The sequence below is a fragment of the Haladaptatus marinus genome, from assembly GCF_051194195.1.
Map to the genome: position 1 here is coordinate 248,556 of NZ_JBLZNK010000005.1, position 19,748 is coordinate 268,303.

The following is a 19,748-nucleotide window of genomic DNA, read 5'->3' on the forward strand; positions in this document are numbered from 1 at the left end:
TTTATGGCACGCCAAACGACGCTGTCCAATGTTACCCAGCGAACGCTCACCGAAAGCGCGGATACGACCGAACGCACAGACAAGGCACCGACGACTGAGCGCGCCCTTCTCGACCGAGCGCAAGCGCACTAAACCGCCGCCTTGATCGACCACAGTTCGGCTCATTCGCGATCACTCCACGCCGCCTTGCAGCAAAACGTCGAGAACAAGCTGAAGATCGACTTGCCTTTCTCCAACTGATCACCGAGACAGACCTCAAGTGGAAAGAGGCCGCCTATGCTGTCGAAAATATCCTCGCATGCTGGGAATTTCGTGGTCGTATCGATGCCATTCTCGAGTACGATGCGTACGCAACCGATACCATCCGAACAGCGATCGACCTGAAGCACGCGTATCGTCCACAAGAGAATATTGTGATGAAATCATAATAATATTTCATTGAATGAATTGATAGTGGTTGTCTAGGTAATTGCCGGACTGCTTTGACTACTACTGGTGATACGGCTTATCTATTGGATTCGAAATATGCGATACGACTATTGTACCATGCGTGAAATCAGGTACTCTAAGTATATGGTATAAATAATGGTTTTATTTATTTTAGTCTCTTAGCCACAATATCTGGTGCTACTGGTGTCTTCACTACGGAATTCGACATTTAACGCTGCACTACGAGAAATCGATAACTACATAATCTAGTTATCGTTGAATTCAGGAAAGTCATGAGCGCATCCCCCAACACGGCCGATTCCGCTGGTGACATCGCCCTGCAATCAGAAGACACTGTAGATCCCCACCCATTGTCGAAGGATACGATCTTTCATCTATTGCAAGTAGAGCGACGTCGGTTAGTCTTACAGTACCTTCAGGATCGGACCGACACCGTTCCAATACGGGATCTTGCTGAACAGGTGGCTGCGTGGGAGAATGAGACGACTGTCGAGCAGCTGTCCTCCACAGAGCGCCAGCGCACCTACATTGCCCTATATCAATCCCACCTTCAGAAATTCGACACGGAAGGCATCATTGAATATAACAAGGATCGGGGAACCATCCGACGGACTTCTCGTGCTGACCAACTTGAGCCATATCTTCCCGAAACGGTCCAGCAGTGTTCAACCGGTTCTTCTGAGACAGACCTATCCGAGAGACGTGCGTTGAATCAGCGATGGGAACTGTATTACCTCGGTGGATCGCTTTTCAACACGAGTTTACTGGGCGCTAAATTGCTTCATCTTCCGCTTGTCTCACATCTGCCGTCTCGATGGATCCTCTCGATAATTCTGCTTGTATTCTCCCTTATTACGGCAGGTCACTACTACGCTAGGTCAGCTCTTTTTGAGTCTGACTCCACTACTGGTTAGTTGTCTCCTTATCAAATATAATATATGGCCGTGCGGTACAGGATTCCCGGTGAGTAAGCGGAGGGCAAACCCCGATGACCGTAGCTCTACCCGAAGACGGTCACACCCGCGGTTACTCTCATTCGATCCCTGCGATCGGCTCCGGACTACGGCGCATGACTAGATATACCGATCCCGCCGCGAGGATGTACACGAGGGACATCAGTACACCGAGGCGCGTCTGGTTCGCCCCTCCGACCATCCCGAAGAAGAATTCGCCGCTTGTCGTATTGAGCACGGCGTGCCAGACGGCGGCCAGGAACCACACGTCGGTGCGGTAGAAGAGCCACAATAAGAGGAACTGGAACCCGATGTTCCCGCCGATGCCCAGCGCCAACGGTAGATCGCCACTGAGCATGAGCGGCAGGTGCCAGAATACACGCATGGCTGACAGGATTGCGAAGGTCTCGACGAAGGAGTAGCGGCCGAGCAATCGCGGGGCGGCGAAGGCCATCCACCCCGTCTCTTCACCGATGCCGACGAGGAGCAGCATGAACAGGAAGACAACCGAAAGCTCGGGCCACACGGATAGCTGGGACGCAGTCGGGAGCGGTGCACCCAGGGCGTAGTTGGCCAACACCGCGAACACGATGATCACGATAGGGGCCACGACTGCCAGGACATACCACCCCAGCCGAGTGCGGAGAGTTGAGAGCTGTTGCCACCACTCCCGCAGACCGGTCCTCCCCATGATAGCTGCGGTGATCAAGGCGGCCACCAAAGGTCCGAGCGGTAGATTCCCCGGTTCTGAAGCGTCGAACCCCAGCGCGTGGACGGCGTAAGGTACCCACCCGAAGGCACAGGCGAGGACGTAGAAGACGACGATAGGGTGTCTCCTGAGCGGACTGACGATAGCGTTCATTACATTGCCTCCTCGCTTATTGCCGTTCGTACGGGTTCTCCACGACGCTTCGCGGGGATTCGAATGATAGTCCAGTGTCCGAGGGATACGATCACCGCCACGATCACGACTGCGAGTGTCAGGAGGGTTCCCGACTCACAATGCGGTGTTCGTTCCCATCGTTGCGGTATCGAAGTATTCTCGGGGGTTTGATCCATGGTTATTTCCTTGCGATTCTTGTCTTTCCATGCCTGTTCCCTTCCTAAAGATACGCTACAGGGGCACTGTCTAGATAAGGACGAGCAGGTTGAAGAGTTAGTGATTCATGCTACTCTCAAACCTGCTCAAAAAGAGTTTAGAGACGGCTACGCTTGAATGTTGGGAGCGTGAGCGGACGGCGACGCCGACGCGGGTCGCGGTGGATGAAACCGCTGTCAAAATTAACGGCGAATGGTCTTGGGTGTACGCTGCAATAGACTCAGAAACAAAGCTGCTGCTCGATGTCAAGGTGTTTGATCGGCATGGGACCGATCAAGCGGCTGCGTTTCTCGGCCAACTAGCCGGGAAACACGATCTCTCGGACGCCGTGTTTCTCGTTGATGGCTATGGATATCGGACTGCCCTCTTCCGAATTGGGTTGAGCGGTCGACTCGACTACACAGAGCGAAACCTGATTGAAAAGTGGTTTCACACGCTCAAACAGCGGATCGACCGCTTTCATACGTCGTGGGTGGGCAGTCGACCGAGCGTTCAGCGGTGGCTTGAGCAGTTTGTGCATTACTATAACCGTCAGAGACCGCATCAATCGCTTAAAAACCGAACACCTGTCGAGGAGGAGCTTAACTAGACAGTGCCACAACAGGAATAATTAAACTTTACTGATATTAAAATATGCTTGTCAACCGAATCGTTCGAGGGACCATAGCTCAACCCAGGTTAGGGCGTAACCATTAGGATGTCTGTGCTGAATACACCCCTCTGTATTCAGCACGCCATTTGTATCATCTATCTCAACGACTTCATCGCAGAGCGCGATAATATCCCGTACGAGGACGCCCAAGACATCCTCGAAGAAGGTGCGTACCACGAGGATCTCGGGCTCTTTGAGGCTATCGCGTCAGTGACGGAGGATCCTAAGGACGCGCTCGACTTTTGGCGGAGTACCTTGGGTCAAGAGACCTTCCGTCGTGATGTCTTAGATACGTTCGCTGCCAACGACCTTGACGCGCTCGTCTTCCCTGACGTTCAGGTAGTGCCGCCGCTGATCCCAGACCTAGGTGAGAAATACACGACAGCAGACTTCCCAGCGAACACACCCTTAGGAGTGCAGACGCAGTGTCCAGCAGTGTCAGTTCCCGGTGAATTAACCAAGGACAGACTCCCGGTTGGTGTTGAACTTCTCGGGAAACCTTATCACGAACACGAACTTGTTGAGATGGCGTACGCATACAAGCAGGTCGCGGATACACGCAAGCCTCCTGAAGTGACACCCTCGCTCTCCAGTGAGTGAAGTCGCTTGAACACCTAGCCATCGGAAGACAACGAAGAGTGTCTGAAATAATCGGTTTGGTATACTATTTATTTTTCTGACTCAGTGATTTGGGATGTGTAGTCTTAGTAGCGAAGGTAGCCATATGCGGATAATCTGCGATCAGTCCATCTACGTGCAGCTCAAGTGGTTCTTGTGCCTCTCTCCAACTATCGACCGTCCAAACATTCACTTCCCGACCTTCCTCGTGAGCGGTTTTTACAAGATCACGATCAAGAACTCCGGTAGATGGATTGACTGCTTTAGCATCTAGTTCGCGAGCAATCTCCAGATTTTCGTCTTTATTACTTCCGAAAATCGGCGCCACATCGACGTTGGGATCTACATCTTGAACTGCTCTGAGCGCGTCCGGATCGAACGAGGATACATAGTACTCCCCTGGGTATCGCGATGCAATGGGTAGTGTCCGTTCGGCAAACTCTTCCCAGGAAAGGGGACCTGGATCTTTGAATTCAATATTCATCATGACACTCGGTCTAGTTGCATCAAGTGTTTCAGCAAGCGTTGGAATTGTTTCGCCGGACTCGAGAACTTCTGCTTGCAACACTATTTCAGATGGGGTTTCCCCAACGAGACCTTCTTTATTTGTGAGATTATCGAGCGCCGCATCGTGAAAAACGATAATTTCTCCATCACTTGTTGCTTCAACATCAATTTCAATCCGGTCTGTTCCTAAGCGTGATGCACCCTCGACAGCGGCAATCGTATTTTGCGGAAATACGTCTCTGAATCCGCGATGTGCCGTTATATGGAACTTATCTCGTGCACTTTGGGTAACGTTCTGCTTTTCGCGTGTTGTCCCTGTGCCACTCAACAATGAGGCACCAAGTGCCATACCAATGGTTCCAACAACATTTCGTCGTGATATTCGGTTCACAACACGCTTGTGGTATCGTGCCATCAATTAATTTAAGAATTAATCAGTAATAAATATTTATATCAAATTGTGTATTTATAACTAAGAATATTATTTCCTAAGTTAGTAATATTAATTTAATGAAAATATTATATATTCTAAGCAAGTAAGAGAATGGTAGTTCGATCACAGCGGAGCCGAGATACACATTATCATCATTAACTGATTTACCAAATATTCTTCAATGAATACATAGTGTTTGCATGGTATCCAAGGTCGTATAGCTTTGGATGTTTCCTTGTTGTTGAGTATAGTCGTTGAAATTGGTGAATATCACCCGCAGCCCTTGAAGCTGCCAAGACGGCACAGAACCGCGCACAGGCCGACCAATTCACATCCGGGTTTGCCACCGTGGCGCATCCCTCACACACGTACCACCCGTGTTCAACCTTACTTTTGAAAGTACCAACACTGTTCGGCTCTTTCGATATCTTTCCTGAGCCCCTACCCAGACGAGCGAACTCATGGCAAACCATATCGAAGCCGCTGTAGCCCCTTACCACCGTCGGGTTCTCCTTGCGCAGGTACGAGATCACGGCTCATTATCCCTCTCCGAGCTTACGGAGGCTATGGTGAGAGAGATAGCTAGTACTGAACAATGCCAATTAGAGACTGTCAACAAAAAACGGGTTCGGGCCCGGTTATACCACATTGATATTCCACTCTTTGCCGATCTCGGATTACTCTTATATGATAAGAAATCCCAGTGGGTTTCGCCGACAGCAGCTCTTTACAGCCTTAATCCCACTCTCCTATCGATCGGGTAATGCTGCGGTGATACTTTCGGACTCATTGACGTCACCGCCGAGCACTTCCCTGAACTGCCGGTCAAAACTATCGACTGGGAGATTTCACACCGAGCACAACGACAGGCGGGCGTCACGAAGTACGACCCGACAACAGAGGCAATCACGATCGCGCTGACCTGGAAGGCCTACGACCAACATGGATGGGAGCAATTCAATGCGACCGTTCGACACGAACTCATTCACGCCTGGCAGTATCACGAGTTCGGCGACTCGGATTACGGAGCGACGTTCACCCGCTGGACAGACACCCTTGACACCTCACGACATTGCGAACGCTTCACTACACCAAAGTGGTGGCTTGTCTGCGAGGACTGCGGCGGTCGGATTGCTCGGTATCGACGGTCGAAAACCGTCCGTAACCCGAAGCAGTACTGCTGTAGCAAGTGTGTGGGCCGATTCGAGTCGAGAAGGGCAGTGATCGCTGAATGACTTTCGTTTAAGTAGTTCTCGCGACAAGGGGGTAGATTTTCGCGGACTGCTCTCTAGTGCGTGAGTTATTCCTATCGCTTTTGCTTTGGATCGGGGGCATACTCTAGTTAGTATTCCATACTAACCACGAACAATCTTCGAGAATCTTCTCTAACATGGGTGTCCAAAATCCGTGGTAAACGCCTTGAGAGGAATTGCACCTCCAGATGGTCTACTATCTGGATTCACTCATCAGACGGTGAAAGCCCACGAAGGTGTTCTGCAACTGTTTCCTCATTTACCATCTCGTACCGCTCTGAATCAGTGTCGATGGTTGCAACACTGACGTCCGTTGCTGAGAGCTCATCGTCTTTCACGCTTTCAAGAGCCCGAAGAACTGCCTGAATGCCATCATCAATCGATAGATCGGCCCTATACTGCTCTTCGAGCGTGGCTTGCAGGTCATCACTCTTCGCACCAATTGTAGTTGCCCTCCATTCGGACGCTGTCCCAGCCGGAGTTACTTGGAAGAGTCGGGGTTCGTCCTTCTCGATGCCACCAATAAGAAGACCGACACCAAATGGCCGTGTGCCTCCTTTCTGCGTATATTCTTGAATATCATCACAAACTGCAGTGGTGAGCGTATCGACACCAATTGGTTGATCATAGCGCCAGTGCTCAACTTGTGCATGCTGACGTGCTTTGTCGACTAGTTGGCGAGCGTCAGCAGCATGGCCCGCAGATGCAACCCCAATGTGCGTGTCGGCTTTATGGAGCTTTTCGACTGACGATGATTCCATTAGCGGTGATCGGATATTGATTTCGGCTGCGAGCACCACACCATCAGTCGTCCGAATTCCGAGACAGGCACTGCCCCGTTTGACCGCTTCGCGAGCGTATTCAACTTGGTAGAGTCGACCGTCCGGGGAGAATATTGACGTGCCTCGATCGTATGCCTGCTGTTGGTTTTGTCCTTGCATAGTGTTGTATAGAGCGCTTGGCTCTCGTTGCTACCCATTGGTGTGGGGATTGTAAAGGAGTTTTGTTGACTTGACGAGAATAGTGATAAAAAAGACACTGTTTTTCACATCCTCGACGGTTCGTTGCGCCGCTGTTGCGAGGTACTATTATCTGACCGGTGGACAGTCGGACTGCAGTCATGAAGAGAGCAATTAGAAACTGGACACTCCGTGTTTCTGGCATCCATCAACCATCTAACCACTCTCGCCCACACCTACACCCAACCCACTAGCCCATCACCCCAACAAACTTTCCTACCAGGTGGACAGTCGGCCAGACAGAAATAGTGCCCACCCTGACGTCAACCACCCCGTCTTTCAAGTGAAATCCAACATCACAGACAACCAGCACCAACCAGTCTGACAGTCCACTACTACCACACCACATTCCCGGAGTAAATCAGCTGTGCACTACCAGGAGACGCTCTCTCCTTCCGCAATCATTCTCGCTCTCACAGACAATTCCACTAGCTTACTACCAATGACAGTCCTTCCGGTCGTCACCGGATATGACCATCACCCGCTGGTGCCGGGATGACAGTCCCACGGGCTGTAACACTCCCAACGTCTGTTCTGCTGGTCGGGAACGGACAGTCTAGAGTTGGTACAAAGCAACTCTGGGTTGGCTGCGCTCATCTCCCGTGGACAGTCTCGCAGTGCCTTACTGCTAATCACTCGTTCATTGAAACCTCGGTGTCTCCTCTAGTGGCACCCCCACTATAGCACCTGTGTTGGCACCCAGATCTGCGTGAAGAGTGGGCACCCCAACCAATGCAGTCACTGACACCCCTCTCTCGTCACTCATCGGATTTCTTCGCTCTGTTCCGGAAGAGGGACTGTCAGAACTCGTCGCTCTTGGTGACTGTCCTGTGCTGTCTCACAGCCTTGGTGTCTCGTACTTCGTCACTCGATTTCTGGGGTGAACTACTCCTCGAGATCCTCCCGTCCTGGTGGCTGTCGTCCTCTCGTAACACTGCACGTCCTTCCCGTCGGTACTGCTGGCTAGCTCGCTCCTCGTCGCACTGCTCACCCCTTGTTGTCAGCCATCCTTTACACTCTAACACTGTCCGTGGCTGTCCCGCTCTCATTGACTGTCCACTGTTCTCAGTTTAGCTGTCTCTCCATCGTCTGTTGTCAGCACCACCTTCGGTAAGCTAGGTCGGTCTCGGTTTCGGTCTTCTATTCGCACTGTTGGACTGTCCCATCTCGGGTTATTCTGTATTCTGTGGCTACTGTTTCTGCATGGGACTGTCTCCTGTTCTCAACCATATGATAATCGTTGATGTGCTTTATTGAACTGTCCCTTGGCTGCACTCATCTGGGATGTTTCCTCGTGCTTCCCGGGGCGTACTTTGTTCTAGTTCTCCCTTTGCTAGCCATCGGGATACAGTACCTTTCGTAGTGCACTCTCTCACAGAAATGTCCTCATATATACATACCAGACATCGGTTGATGTTCCTGTCTCTGTTCGTCTGTGTATTTATGGGGGACTGTCGCCTTTGCTTGTGACTTCTTCCTTTTCTATTCTGCTAATATAATTGGACATCAGTTGTTGCTACACGCGTGGTGGGGTGCCCACTTACTACGCCCCTCTTGGGGTGCCCACTTACTACGCCCCTCTTGGGGTGCCCTCTGCACTCGCTTTCTTACCTCTCTTGTGCTCGCTCCCATCTGTTGTTCTCTAACTCATCGTTTCTTTCTTTGTTCAGCTATTGGTGTCGGGAGGAGTGAGTATAACTATATCAATGGATATTATTATAATTCTTCGAACTCAATATAACTCCATGTCAGAACAGAGTTCTCCATCCAGTACAGAGGATCGTCTATCGTTTGAAACTATCCAGTAGTCACTCAGTGAACCGCGCCGTGACCTACTCACTGCATTTCTTGAAACTGATAACTCTACGCTGAATACGGCCCAACTTCGGGAACACTCAGCAGTTCCACGAGGAAGTGCTATTCACCATTTGGAACGACTCACTGAGTGGGGACTTGTCGTAGAGAAAGAACAGCGGGAGTATCACGGTCGAGGTGGGTCACACGCTCGTGCATGGGCACTCACTGAACGTGGTACTGAGTTCTGTGACGACTATCTTGACACCCCGGAAAGTGCCTTTGTTTCGCCGGAGGATGCAGTGGCGTTGGATGAGCGTCTGTCAACTCTCGAAAATGATGTAGAACAAATGAAAGCTGTGATAGTAAAGATTGCCGTCCACACTGGAACGCTCACTGAAGACCAGGCGGAGAATCTGCTGAAAGAGTAGCTGTTCACCTCGGAATCAGCACAGCATTATCCAAACATTCCGGTAATGTCGTCCGCGAGGTCGTCGCCGTAATTGCCAGACTCGTCGGTTGTTTCCTCTTGATCCACGGCTTCTGTTTGGACGTCTTCAACAGGGTGTGAAGTGTCTTCTTTCCTCTCGTCTCGATTGTCTGCAGTACCCATGATGAGATCCGTGATCGGTGTCTGTTTATCATCCTCGTATAGCCGAAGATCCATTGGTGTCTCTGTCTCCGGTGGCACCACAACTACATCCCACTCCACGTTGTGGAGATCACCGTCCATCTCGTACTCGGGGATGATTGGTGGCTTCACGTTCCGGTCACCACCCGTTGGATAGGCACTCGCGTCGGTGAAGATACCCGCCGCAGAGTCAAACCGGGCGTGAACCGTCCCATCCCCGTCTCGAAGCACGTACTTCACCCATCCTACGGTGAGCGGCGTCGTGTTCATTCCAGCATAAATGACGAGAACGACAGCCGAAAGAACTTCCGCAGGGACGCCGACGTATAAGGTGATTCGTGATAGCCCGGAGAGATCCTTTTCCATGTAAACTCCGTAACCGAATTAGCGGTGGAACCTGCTACTGGATTCGAGAGGCGTATTCTCGGGTGCAAACCACATCGTTCTTTTTTAGTAATGATAGCTTGTTGGTTGTTTTGCGTGTGAAGCCTTACTGCTTCTGGCAAAGATGGTGTCAGGCTGTATTTAAAAGACCACCATCCACAACAATCGATTCGCCAGTAACATAACTCGAAAGATCACTCGCGAGGTATAGCGCGGTTTTTGCAATCTCGTCCGGTGTTCCAAAGCGACGTAAGGGAATCACCTGTTCCATCTGCTCTCCTGTTTCGGTTCCGATAATTGGGACATCTTCTTTGGTCATCGTCGTTTCAATTACACCTGGGTGAATTGTATTCACTCGAATACCCTTTGAACCGAGTTCGGCGGCCAACGAGTACGTGAGCAGGCGGATCCCCCCTTTCGACGCACAGTACGGAGAAAGTTCGCTATATCCGAGGATTCCTGCAATACTCGAGATATTTATGATACTGCCGCCCCCGGTATCGCTCATTCGAGTAGCTGCCGCTTGTGATCCATAGAACACGCCATTCAGATTTATATCGATCAACTGTTGGTACTCCTCGAGGTCAATTTCACCAATCGGTTGTTGCGGCCCGACAATACCGGCGTTGTTCACCATCACGTTTAGACTGCCGAACTCGGTCTGCGCTCGCTCAACTACCGTTGCAACATCCGCTGGATCACTGACATCGCATGTCTCGAATACTGCCGTCGAATCCGTTTGTTCGTTAATTTGTATGTGTGTTGGTGTGCCACTCTCGCGTGGTTTTTCCTTGAGGTCTGCGACGACGACGTTGGCACTATTTTCGGCAAACAGAAGTGCGATTGCGCGTCCGATTCCACTGGCCCCACCCGTGATAACCGCTGTGTTGTCAGCTAATAGTTCACCCATAAGTAGTAGAGTAGGTGACCCAACCCCGTCATGATTTCTCCAATGATTCTGACATACTCGCTATAGAAAAGAGGGTGCAACGTCTGGAAACTCTAATTTGATCGGGATTCACTGTTTCCCTGGATCAAATTCAAACAATCCTGGGCTTCTTCTCGTCAGTTAGAACTTCCAAAGATGGGTGAGATGCATCATTTGAAATATTCCTGTAAAGATGACCGATTTGTTTTCTATTGTCGACCCGTATCGTTCACTATGCAAGACCTTCGCTGGGTGCAAATGACCGAAGAAGAACTGAGCGAGTTCCTCGGAAGGGGTGGCACGGGCATTATTTCGTTTACAACGGAGGCCACTGATCCACCGTTCACAATCCCGGTGTCGTATGGGTACGATGCAGATTCCGCGACCTTCTACTACCGTCTTTCCTTCCCTCCAGAGAGTGGGAAAGAGGATTTCATTGATAATCCCGTCGCCTTCGTCACATATGATCAGGTAGACGAGAAATACCGAAGCGTCGTCGCAACTGGCCACTTAGAGGAAGTAACGGACATGCCATATAATTCGGCCGCGATCCAACGAATGTGGTCGATCCAGATTCCGATGGTTGACATATTCGATCAACCGCCGGAGAACATCTCATTCCGTCACTTCCGCCTTGTCCCGGATACAGTAGCAGGACGGAAGGAAGTCAAATCCCAACCCTGAACCGAGTGGATAGGACATTATTCCCTCATTCTATTAGGTTCGACGGACTTGTAGAGGAAGACGCCGATGCCAACAGCCGCGATGAGAAGCACCATGCTGATGACGCTCCAAATCATCGTTGATCCGGTCGGCATATTCCCTGCTGCGGGTTTGTACGGCCATTCGTTCGTAAATCTGTGATCGCTGCCGGGTCGGTCAGTGTGAGAGATTCATGCAGTCCAGAGAGCGAAATCCGCGAACTGCCGTGCGTCTTCCTCGGAGTCGATGAAGTTGGCTGGAACGCCGCGGTTGAGAGCACCATTATGATAACGATCGACGTAGATGTCGCGCACTTGCTGGTGGGCGTATGCCTCTGCAGCCGAGTACTGTACCGTTTCTGTTCCTCACTCAAACGACTCGTCGAGATCGTCACGGACGAGACTGTCGACACTGTTTTGCTCGGTAGACGAGATCATCGAGGTTATCCGAGGGTGCATATTTGAGTATTATTCCAAAGAGTTCTTAGGCCTCAGTTTATGGCTCTTTCCGACTCGTCAGTTGGTCGGGATCCAGGTGGAAAAAGCGGAATGAAACCTCCCTTGGATGGCGATCGAACACGTCGACGATCGGAATGTCGACGTGCCGTATTCCTTGCACGATGTCCGAGTCGATGTCAGCTTCCGCCACTTCTTTCAGTCGTCCTGTAACGCCGACGCTACACCACCCCTCTTCCGTCTTGTCATACGTGACGAACGAGATAGGACGATCGATCACCTCTTCTTTCTTGCTGTTTGGGCCGGAAGCGAGTCTGAAGTAAAAGCGGGTGGAAGTCGCGTCATATCCGTACGATACCGGTAGTGTGTACGGTGATTCTTCGGTGCCAGCCGAGAACGAAATAACGCCAGTTCCTCCAGTCATGAGAAACTCGTTTCGTTCTTCCTCGTCCATCTGGATGGTTGTGATATCCCCCATACGATGAACAACCACCTAGTAGTGGAAAAAGATATGGTTGATTATGATACATACGCAAATATGGTCTTTTTCGCCGAAGGCTGATCCGAACCACTCCGATAGACGGATTTTTGCACTTTGATAGATCAATTATTCGGGGATGATATCGTGGTAGTCATCTACGGTGCCAACGACGGAATCATTACGACCTTTGCCTTCGTCCCCGGCGTTGCCGGTGCTGCACTCTATCTTGCTATTGTACTGATTCTCGGAACCACGAACCTGCTCGCCGATGGATTCTCGATGGGTGCAAGTAACTATCTCAGTCAACCCTCAACGCTCGAATACGAGCGATCCGAACACGGTGTCAAGGAAGGTCGGCCGCCAATATTCACTGCTGTGACTACGTTTCTGGCATTTGTGCTCACTGGGTGGACGCTGCTCCTCCCATATCTTCTCGCAGTTGAGTTCTAGAAGCGAGGGGCAACGTGGGTTCTACTGTTTATCTCGTTCAGGTGGTCAGTCGTGGATAGATGACCTCAATCGGATGATTTCTTGATGACGGACATTCACATCTGCTCTATCAACGCTTCATTGGGTGGGAGGACGCGAACGGGCTTCTCATCGTCAACGAACAATAGTGCCTGCTCCAGTTTCTCTTCTTTCTCCGCGTAAATCGTGAACAGATCGTCACCGCTTTGCAGTTCATCACCGACCCGGCAGTGGAGCGAGACGCCCGCCTGTAGGTCTTTCGGAGCACCTGCTCGTCGCGCGAGTTCGTTTACCTGTCGATTGTCGATGTGCGTAACGACCCCGTTTTGATTGGCTGGGATCCTCGAATCGTACGTCCCTGGATCGAGACTTTCCAAAGAGATGTCCGGATCACCGTTCTGGGTGCTGATGATCTCTCGGAATTTCGAGTCTGCCTGCCCGGTTTCGATGAGGTCTGCTGCTGTTTTATCGACACCCGCAGCGTCAAGGAGTACTTGCGCGAGGCGCTCACTTTTCACCCGAAGGTTCCGAGGGCCAGCACCCTCCAGTACGGAGAGCACGTCACGAGCTTCGAGGACTGGTCCAATCCCACGTCCAATCGGTTGTTCTCCTCGAGTAATCGCGCAATCGATTTTCAGCCCGAGATTCTTCCCAACGCGACTGAAATCTTCGGCCATCTCGCGTGCTTCGGGAAGACTCTCTACTTTTGCTCCCTCTCCGTAGGGAATATCGATGACAACGTGTGTTGCTCCGGCGCTCTTCTTTTTGGAGAGAACGGATGCGATGACCTGCCCTGGTGGATCGAGCGAAAGCGGCGTCTCCGCACGAATGATTTTGTCGTCGACGGGCGACAGGTTCACAGCACCACCCCAGACCATGCAACCATTTGTCTCATCGACAATCGCTTTGATTTCTTTAACGGAGAACTCGACGTCACAGAATACCTCCATCGTATCTGCAGTACCCGCTGCGGAGGTCACCGCACGGGAAGACGTCTTTGGGATTGTGAGTCCCGCTGCAGCGACAATGGGAACCACAATCGGCGTAACGCGGTTGCCAGCGACACCCCCGATCGAGTGTTTGTCGACGATCGAACCGCCTCCCCACTCGATAGTCTCGCCGACGTTCACCATGCAGGTCGTGAGACACATCATCTCTTCACGAGAGAGGCCGTTGGCGTAGACACCAGAGACGAACGCGCTCAACTCGACATCGTTCAAGCGATCTTGATTGATATCACGAACGATGGCATCGATCTCGTTCATCTCGAGTTCGATATCGTTGAGTTTCTTCGTCAGGTACGCAACGGAGTCAGGTCGCGGCGCAATCGACACCTCTACGTCTCCTGTGATATGTCCCAGTGGCTGTGTTACACCGAGTACTCCCGAATGGACGAGTTCATCCGTGATCTCTACAATTCCGGTGATAACGCGGTCGCCATGTCGAATCCAAATCCGATCGAGTGGATGGACACCCAACTCGCTTGCATCGGTCGAATTGAGCAGCACTGTCGGTGTTTGTGTCCCGATATCTATCTCCTCGGTGGTAAATTCCATACGAACTATTCAGCCTCGGCCATAATAGAACGACACTCTCGTCGAAGATCAGTTTGTAAACACCAGGCTGTGGAAAGCGAGTGCTTGTTTGGAGTACTCGCGGGGAATAGTTACGCGACAGAACCTCGTTCTTCTGTTATTCCCGATTGAATCGACCATCTGTTCATGTGTAACTGGCCCATCTTCACGAGGATCTTCTCGAATGTTCGCAACGACAATGTCCGATCCTTCTTTGGCGTACCGATTTGCTATCACTGGGCTGCTTCCACTTGCCGCACCTGTTACGACCGCTGTTCCCTCCTAAGTAGCCATCCATACAGCACAAGCGGTGTCCGTCTGTGTCAGTGATTCTACGAGCTTTTCACTCGATGTTCGAGAGCCTCAAGGGAGGTGACCTTGACTAATACGCTCCTTGCCCGATTCTTACAGAAGTTGACGAGTTCAGTATTCTGTTCCAAGCACTGTCTTTCTCTGATTCGCTAATGGTTGGTTCTCTCGTTAGCTCTTTTGTGATCGATTTCCTCAATGCTTGCTCGCCAGTAGGTTACGTCTTTGTTCGGCAAGTTCCATTCTACCTCAGCGTCAAGTGGGATGCGTAGTCCATTTCTAACCTGATAATTGTCAAAGTATCCAGTCCAAGGTTGGTATGAGCGATCCTCCTGTCGATACCGATGGTCTGTATGTACTTTCTCGACCTCGTTCTGATCATTGAAATGGAACACGAGGGATGCGTTGGCCCCCGCGTCTTCAATGGTCGCTCGGGCAGATTGCTGACCTATTGCTTCCCATTTTACACCCTGACTGGGTAGAAGGGCAGTTGGGAACCAAACGCTCTCGGCCAAGTACCGGAGCAGTTCTCCAGAGTTCATCTTTGGATTTGGTCCTGCCTTTGCAACAGGCACTGTGGACATGACTTTTGCGCGCAAGGTACCTTCGCCTTGTTGGTACATATCGAGAGCCCGGGCTGAGATGAACGGAAACATTTCGATGTGAGCATCCCAGACGAATCCAGGCGGATTCACTGTGAAGTGCTGCGTTGCTTCAAAAGGTTTCCACGAATCTTTCGCCTCGCCTAGCCGGAACTCACCCCGCTGTCGTAAGTAAACGAAATCAACGTATGGTTGTCCCTCTGTCAGTACATTGTCGAAGTATCGTTGAACTGGAACAGGCAATTCTTTTAGATTATCTCCTGCGAAGACTTGGTCTCGTATCGGACTTGCCGTCTTCCGTAATTCGTCAACCCAGTTATTGACAGTATTCTCAAATTGGCACTTACTTGCAAGAATGATGGCACTGGTGCTGATGAGTGAGACACCAAGCACCTTGACTGCAGTATTGCGTTTCATTGTGTCTGTAATTCCGAATGGCCGTCACCTAATAGATATCCTCCAAATGTTGGAACCCAGAGGAGAAGTGGATATGCCACCCACCGTTCGACACCACCGGATCCAAGAACTGCTAGCGGACTCGGTTCCCTAAGGACGAGACCATAGAAGAAGACACTCGCGAGAACCAACAAGGACACACCACCAAACAAGACACAAAGATATGAGAATGGACGAGTAACTACCCGAGAGGAAAGAACGACGGTGATTCCGCCGCTGAAGAATGTGAGGAGTGCAAAGAGGCCGTGCCAAGGAGTGATATTGCCAGGAAATACTCCAACACCAAACACCCCAATTCCGAACACTGCCAATGGGACGGTTAGAATACGACGGCCCCATGCTCGATGAATGAAGTAGGTCGCTATCAGAAGGAGGGCTCCCGTCACCAACATCGTACTATTAAAAATGGTCGCAGATGGCTGGTGTATGATTGGATTCGGTGGTTGAGTAGACCCGAGGTCGCTGATGTCTTGTCGCGTTGAGTAATCTGGGTAAAGAACTTCTCCCGTGATTATTCCCATAAATGCGATTCCACCAGCAAGGATCATACTTACACCTGCTACTGACGCGTCAGCAAGTCCGACCGCGGATGACCTCTCTCGATCTCGGTCGTCATTCATGGCATCCAACACAACAATCAACCTGATAAAATAGGTGAGTGATTACTTTTGCTGTATCCTTTTCATAATGGTAGAGTCTCACGAGGTGGTTACTAGTAACAGTACTGCATTTTCAGACACATTTTGTTTATTAATCAGTAACGAAGATCACAATACCGAGAACCCTGTTCGAGTGTTGTTTGCTCCTCAAACAGCCTCCTGTATCCTACAAGAGCCGCATTGTTCATCGGTTATACTATTCTGAGGTATTATTAGAAGTGGTCAAGAGTGGATTTACCTCTCGAAGATACCAAACATACGCCACAAGGAACATTATTCGTTGGAATACACCAGCGAAGTTGTTCAGTACCATCATGGAGACCGGCATAACTACTGTTGCACTGAGAGCGACTAAATCAAGCCAGCGAATTTCCAGATGTGCTTTTCGCCGTCGTAGAATGATTGCTAGAACACCAAATGTAAAACAGAATCCGATTAACGTGGCAGCAATCGAGTGAAATACGTCCTCAATTGGATCATAAGTCATGGCCACATCCCATGATTTCGTGGAGAATACGGCTGCAGCGATCATGAAGACGCCGAATCCAGCGTGGAACACAGCCCCCCACCGTCCCCAAACAGAACGCCGCTCAGCTACTAACCAGATGACACCCAGTCCAAACAGAAGAAATCCGAGTCGTGCCACCCACGCTACCGCGACACCTTGAGCGGCAGACTCACTAGTCGTATGGGTGATCCAGGAGTACCCCTTCGGCATGAAGAGAGGTGCAACTGCGAGCGCGAGAGCAGAGGCCAAAAGGCAGACGGCTATGCCAATTCCCGTGCGCATACGTTCATCCCTCATAGACGCTGTCTCACTGAATAGCTACTATGAACTAACTCTGTATGTACAGTGATAGGCAACACCAGTGTGGAGAAAACCACTCTGCCAAATAATATTATTCCCCCAAATAATAATCGGATAATAACATTCTTCTGACAGCCTTAATAATGTAAAAATTTTTATATTATCTTAACTTTCTGTGTCTGTTCGGAGATAGTGAGAGCAAAAATATGAGAAAAACGACGTCAACTGCTGTCGCAAGCTCCTCGTAAATTTCCACATAGAACAATAGTCGCGGCCAACCAGTATAATAACCATGACCGATTCCGAGAAACGATCGTTTCGATCACAGCCAAGCGTCTGCCCGTTTTGCGGTGTCGGATGTGGGATTGAGTATCACCCGAGTTCAGGAACCGCAAGAGGCTGGCCCGCCCCGGTAAACCGACGTGGTGAAATCTGTCCAAAAGGTGCAGCAGCATTCGACGCTGTTGACGACGACGAACGCCTGACAGAACCGCTCGTACGTGACGGCGGACGACTCGTCAAATCGTCGTGGAAGGAAGCGTTTCGACGAATCGTTGAAGCATATTCTACTTTTCTCCACGAGGACGGTGCCGACGCATTGGCTTTTTTCGCTTCTTCGAACTGTACAAATGAAGAGAACTATCTTCTCCAGAAAGTCGCCAGATTACTCGGGACAAACAATATTGACAACTGCGCTCGGCTATGTCACTCCTCGACGGTAGCCGCGATGCAAGCTCGCTTCGGTCTCGGTGCAATGACAAACACGCTCGAAGATCTCAAAGATGCCGATGTGTACTTTATTATTGGTGCTAACCCGGCCGAACAGCATCCGATTATCTTTCGTTCGTACCTGTTACCTGCAATTCGGAATGGAACCGACCTCGTACACATCGATCCGAGACAGAATGACACCACTAGACCCGCCTCCCTGCACCTTCCAGTACGTCCTGGCTACGATATTCCATTACTCAATAGCATCGCCGCGACAATCGTAGATGAGGGGCTCCACGATGAGGCATTCGTGCACGACCGAACAAGCGGTTTCGATGAGTTTCGTTCATTTCTCGAAGAGGTTGATATCGAAGAGAATGCAGCTCTTTCGGGAGTCGATGCTGATGATCTACGCCGAGCGGCGCACCTCTACGGAGAAGCCGAGCGTGCAGCTATTATTACAGGAATGGGAATGAGCCAGCACCATTGTGGAACGGATAACGTTCACGCGCTGTTGAATCTCGCCCTGTTGACCGGAAACATCGGCAAACCCGGAGTAGGCGTGAACCCGTTGCGAGGACAGAACAACGTCCAAGGAGCAAGCGACGTCGGTGCCCTCCCAGATGTACTGCCGGGCTACCAGTCGGTTCTCGACGACGAGGCGCGAGCACGGATCGCAGACGAATGGGGCGTGGAACCGCCATCGACGCCCGGGCTGACGGAGGTCGAACTGACGCACCGCTTCGGTGACGATATCCGTGGAGCGTACGTGTTCGGGGAAAACCCGATCGTTACCGAACCGAACGCCAATCGCGTCGCCGACGCGTTCGATTCCCTTGAGTTCCTCGTTGTTCACGACATCTTTCGCACGGAGACCGCCGAGTACGCTGATGTCGTGCTCCCTGGGAGCACGTGGGCGGAGAAAGCCGGCACCGTGACAAACACCGATCGACAGGTGATGCGGATGCGGACGAATGCCGACCTGCCGGGAAATGCGCGACGCGACCTTGATATCATTCGCGAACTCGGGTCACGGCTCACCGACCTCGAATTCAACTACGACGAACCGGCTGCTGTCTTCGAGGAGATCACGCGTGTCTCACCGATCTACGCCGGAATGACCTACGACGGCATCGGCACTGCGAGCCAACGATGGCCGTATCCGAAAGACGCCTCGTCTGGTGTTGGCATTCTCCACGTGGATGAGTACGAGTCTGGAGACGAAAGGGCGACGTTGGTTCCAATTGAACACGTCAACCCCGTCGACTCCATCGACGACGATGAACTAGTTCTTACAACCGGTCGCGTCCTTCAGCACTTCAACAGTGGCGCAGTTACCCGCCGATCGGGGGTATTGATGCGAATGCGAAGCGAGGACGTTCTACAAATCCACCCGGACGACGCTTTCGATCGCGGAATTAGCGATGGCGATACTGTTCAGGTTGAGAACGATCGTGGTAGCGTAACTATTCAAGTAGATGTCACACCAGCTATTCGCCGAGGAACTGTATTTGCGACGTTCCATTACGCTGACCCGCTTATCAATACACTAGTGCCGGACGAACTCGATTCGGTTGCGAAGATTCCGGAGTACAAACACACCGCCACTCGCGTTACTCTCGTGACAGATTCGTGAATGGTAATAAGGAAAACCAGGTCACCAAGTACGTTCAACGCTCTTCCGATTTCCAGACGTAATATGTTAAAATTATAGAAACCCCAAACAGCGGGCGTGTAAGGAAATCCAACATCACGTTAAGTACAAAGCCAAGGAATACGGGATCGAGGATAGACATGGTTAC

Annotated in this window: 20 protein-coding genes and 2 pseudogenes; 11 read left to right on the forward strand and 11 right to left on the reverse strand. The window is 51.0% G+C overall.

Annotated elements, in window-relative coordinates; genetic code table 11:
• Positions 1-3 precede the first annotated feature (3 nt).
• From ACN2TU_RS18495 to ACN2TU_RS18505, 3 genes and pseudogenes are all read left to right on the forward strand, one after another.
• Positions 4-132: a hypothetical protein gene (locus tag ACN2TU_RS18495; RefSeq protein WP_435157426.1), complete on the forward strand. Its 129-nt coding sequence runs from the start codon at positions 4-6 to the stop codon at positions 130-132.
• Positions 105-380 (forward strand): annotated as a pseudogene (locus tag ACN2TU_RS18500) (PD-(D/E)XK nuclease family protein); the annotation flags it as partial. The gene ACN2TU_RS18495 and the pseudogene ACN2TU_RS18500, both read left to right, overlap by 28 nt.
• Before the next feature lie 342 nt (positions 381-722).
• On the forward strand, positions 723-1,364 hold the full coding sequence (locus ACN2TU_RS18505) for a DUF7344 domain-containing protein (RefSeq protein ID WP_435157428.1): 642 nt from the start codon (positions 723-725) through the stop codon (positions 1,362-1,364).
• Positions 1,365-1,482: 118 nt separating this feature from the next.
• Here ACN2TU_RS18505 and ACN2TU_RS18510 read toward each other — a convergent pair whose 3' ends face one another.
• Positions 1,483-2,013 carry a CPBP family glutamic-type intramembrane protease gene (locus ACN2TU_RS18510; RefSeq protein WP_435157430.1) on the reverse strand — a complete coding sequence of 177 codons (531 nt, stop codon included), beginning with the start codon at positions 2,011-2,013 and terminating at the stop codon, positions 1,483-1,485.
• Positions 2,014-2,569: 556 nt separating this feature from the next.
• Here ACN2TU_RS18510 and ACN2TU_RS18515 point away from each other — a divergent pair.
• Together ACN2TU_RS18515 and ACN2TU_RS18520 are read left to right on the forward strand one after the other, a co-directional pair.
• The gene (locus tag ACN2TU_RS18515; RefSeq protein ID WP_435157431.1) at positions 2,570-3,091 is read left to right on the forward strand and encodes an IS6 family transposase; all 522 of its coding nucleotides are present in this window, start codon (positions 2,570-2,572) and stop codon (positions 3,089-3,091) included.
• Between the two features lie 108 nt (positions 3,092-3,199).
• A complete protein-coding gene (locus ACN2TU_RS18520; protein WP_435157432.1) occupies positions 3,200-3,754 on the forward strand; it encodes an amidase family protein in 555 nt (184 codons plus the stop codon).
• A gap of 64 nt (positions 3,755-3,818) precedes the next feature.
• Here the strand turns inward: ACN2TU_RS18520 and ACN2TU_RS18525 are convergent, their stop codons facing one another.
• On the reverse strand, positions 3,819-4,694 hold the full coding sequence (locus ACN2TU_RS18525) for a glycerophosphodiester phosphodiesterase (RefSeq protein WP_435157433.1): 876 nt from the start codon (positions 4,692-4,694) through the stop codon (positions 3,819-3,821).
• 479 nt (positions 4,695-5,173) lie between these two features.
• Here ACN2TU_RS18525 and ACN2TU_RS18530 point away from each other — a divergent pair, with 479 nt between their 5' ends.
• Both ACN2TU_RS18530 and ACN2TU_RS18535 read left to right on the forward strand, forming a co-directional pair.
• A complete protein-coding gene (locus ACN2TU_RS18530; protein ID WP_435157434.1) occupies positions 5,174-5,476 on the forward strand; it encodes a DUF7344 domain-containing protein in 303 nt (100 codons plus the stop codon).
• A gap of 81 nt (positions 5,477-5,557) precedes the next feature.
• Positions 5,558-5,947, forward strand: a complete 390-nt coding sequence (locus ACN2TU_RS18535; RefSeq protein WP_435157827.1) for a SprT-like domain-containing protein — start codon at positions 5,558-5,560, stop codon at positions 5,945-5,947.
• Positions 5,948-6,171: 224 nt separating this feature from the next.
• Here ACN2TU_RS18535 and psmA read toward each other — a convergent pair whose 3' ends face one another.
• The gene (psmA, locus tag ACN2TU_RS18540; RefSeq protein WP_435157435.1) at positions 6,172-6,906 is read right to left on the reverse strand and encodes an archaeal proteasome endopeptidase complex subunit alpha; all 735 of its coding nucleotides are present in this window, start codon (positions 6,904-6,906) and stop codon (positions 6,172-6,174) included.
• 2,006 nt (positions 6,907-8,912) lie between these two features.
• On the opposite strand from psmA, the gene ACN2TU_RS18545 reads away from it, so the two are divergent.
• Positions 8,913-9,209 (forward strand): hypothetical protein, encoded by a 297-nt coding sequence (locus ACN2TU_RS18545; RefSeq protein WP_435157437.1) that lies wholly within the window; start codon positions 8,913-8,915, stop codon positions 9,207-9,209.
• A gap of 26 nt (positions 9,210-9,235) precedes the next feature.
• On the opposite strand, the gene ACN2TU_RS18550 is transcribed toward ACN2TU_RS18545, so the two are convergent.
• Both ACN2TU_RS18550 and ACN2TU_RS18555 read right to left on the reverse strand, forming a co-directional pair.
• A complete protein-coding gene (locus ACN2TU_RS18550; RefSeq protein WP_435157439.1) occupies positions 9,236-9,775 on the reverse strand; it encodes a hypothetical protein in 540 nt (179 codons plus the stop codon).
• Positions 9,776-9,923: 148 nt separating this feature from the next.
• Positions 9,924-10,703: an SDR family oxidoreductase gene (locus ACN2TU_RS18555; RefSeq protein ID WP_435157441.1), complete on the reverse strand. Its 780-nt coding sequence runs from the start codon at positions 10,701-10,703 to the stop codon at positions 9,924-9,926.
• Between the two features lie 252 nt (positions 10,704-10,955).
• On the opposite strand from ACN2TU_RS18555, the gene ACN2TU_RS18560 reads away from it, so the two are divergent.
• Positions 10,956-11,405 carry a pyridoxamine 5'-phosphate oxidase family protein gene (locus ACN2TU_RS18560; RefSeq protein WP_435157443.1) on the forward strand — a complete coding sequence of 150 codons (450 nt, stop codon included), beginning with the start codon at positions 10,956-10,958 and terminating at the stop codon, positions 11,403-11,405.
• 38 nt (positions 11,406-11,443) lie between these two features.
• Here ACN2TU_RS18560 and ACN2TU_RS18565 read toward each other — a convergent pair.
• Both ACN2TU_RS18565 and ACN2TU_RS18570 read right to left on the reverse strand, forming a co-directional pair.
• Positions 11,444-11,857: pseudogene (locus ACN2TU_RS18565) on the reverse strand (nitric-oxide reductase large subunit); the annotation flags it as partial.
• A gap of 61 nt (positions 11,858-11,918) precedes the next feature.
• On the reverse strand, positions 11,919-12,356 hold the full coding sequence (locus ACN2TU_RS18570) for a pyridoxamine 5'-phosphate oxidase family protein (RefSeq protein ID WP_435157444.1): 438 nt from the start codon (positions 12,354-12,356) through the stop codon (positions 11,919-11,921).
• Between the two features lie 147 nt (positions 12,357-12,503).
• Between ACN2TU_RS18570 and ACN2TU_RS18575 the strand changes: the two genes are divergently transcribed.
• Entirely contained in the window at positions 12,504-12,809 is a 306-nt protein-coding gene (locus ACN2TU_RS18575) for a VIT1/CCC1 transporter family protein (protein ID WP_435157445.1), read from the forward strand.
• A 95-nt stretch (positions 12,810-12,904) separates the two neighbouring features.
• Here ACN2TU_RS18575 and ACN2TU_RS18580 read toward each other — a convergent pair whose 3' ends face one another.
• From ACN2TU_RS18580 to ACN2TU_RS18595, 4 genes are all read right to left on the reverse strand, one after another.
• A complete protein-coding gene (locus tag ACN2TU_RS18580) occupies positions 12,905-14,383 on the reverse strand; it encodes an AMP phosphorylase (RefSeq protein WP_435157446.1) in 1,479 nt (492 codons plus the stop codon).
• Between the two features lie 479 nt (positions 14,384-14,862).
• A complete protein-coding gene (locus tag ACN2TU_RS18585) occupies positions 14,863-15,729 on the reverse strand; it encodes a DUF6920 family protein (RefSeq protein WP_435157447.1) in 867 nt (288 codons plus the stop codon).
• The gene (locus ACN2TU_RS18590; RefSeq protein WP_435157448.1) at positions 15,726-16,388 is read right to left on the reverse strand and encodes a DUF998 domain-containing protein; all 663 of its coding nucleotides are present in this window, start codon (positions 16,386-16,388) and stop codon (positions 15,726-15,728) included. The genes ACN2TU_RS18585 and ACN2TU_RS18590 overlap by 4 nt, the downstream gene beginning before the upstream one ends.
• A 235-nt stretch (positions 16,389-16,623) precedes the next feature.
• Positions 16,624-17,217, reverse strand: coding sequence for a DUF998 domain-containing protein (locus ACN2TU_RS18595; RefSeq protein WP_435157449.1), 594 nt, complete (start codon positions 17,215-17,217; stop codon positions 16,624-16,626).
• Positions 17,218-17,527: 310 nt separating this feature from the next.
• Between ACN2TU_RS18595 and fdhF the strand changes: the two genes are divergently transcribed.
• Positions 17,528-19,582, forward strand: a complete 2,055-nt coding sequence (gene fdhF, locus ACN2TU_RS18600; RefSeq protein ID WP_435157450.1) for a formate dehydrogenase subunit alpha — start codon at positions 17,528-17,530, stop codon at positions 19,580-19,582.
• The last annotated feature ends 166 nt before the right edge of the window (positions 19,583-19,748 follow it).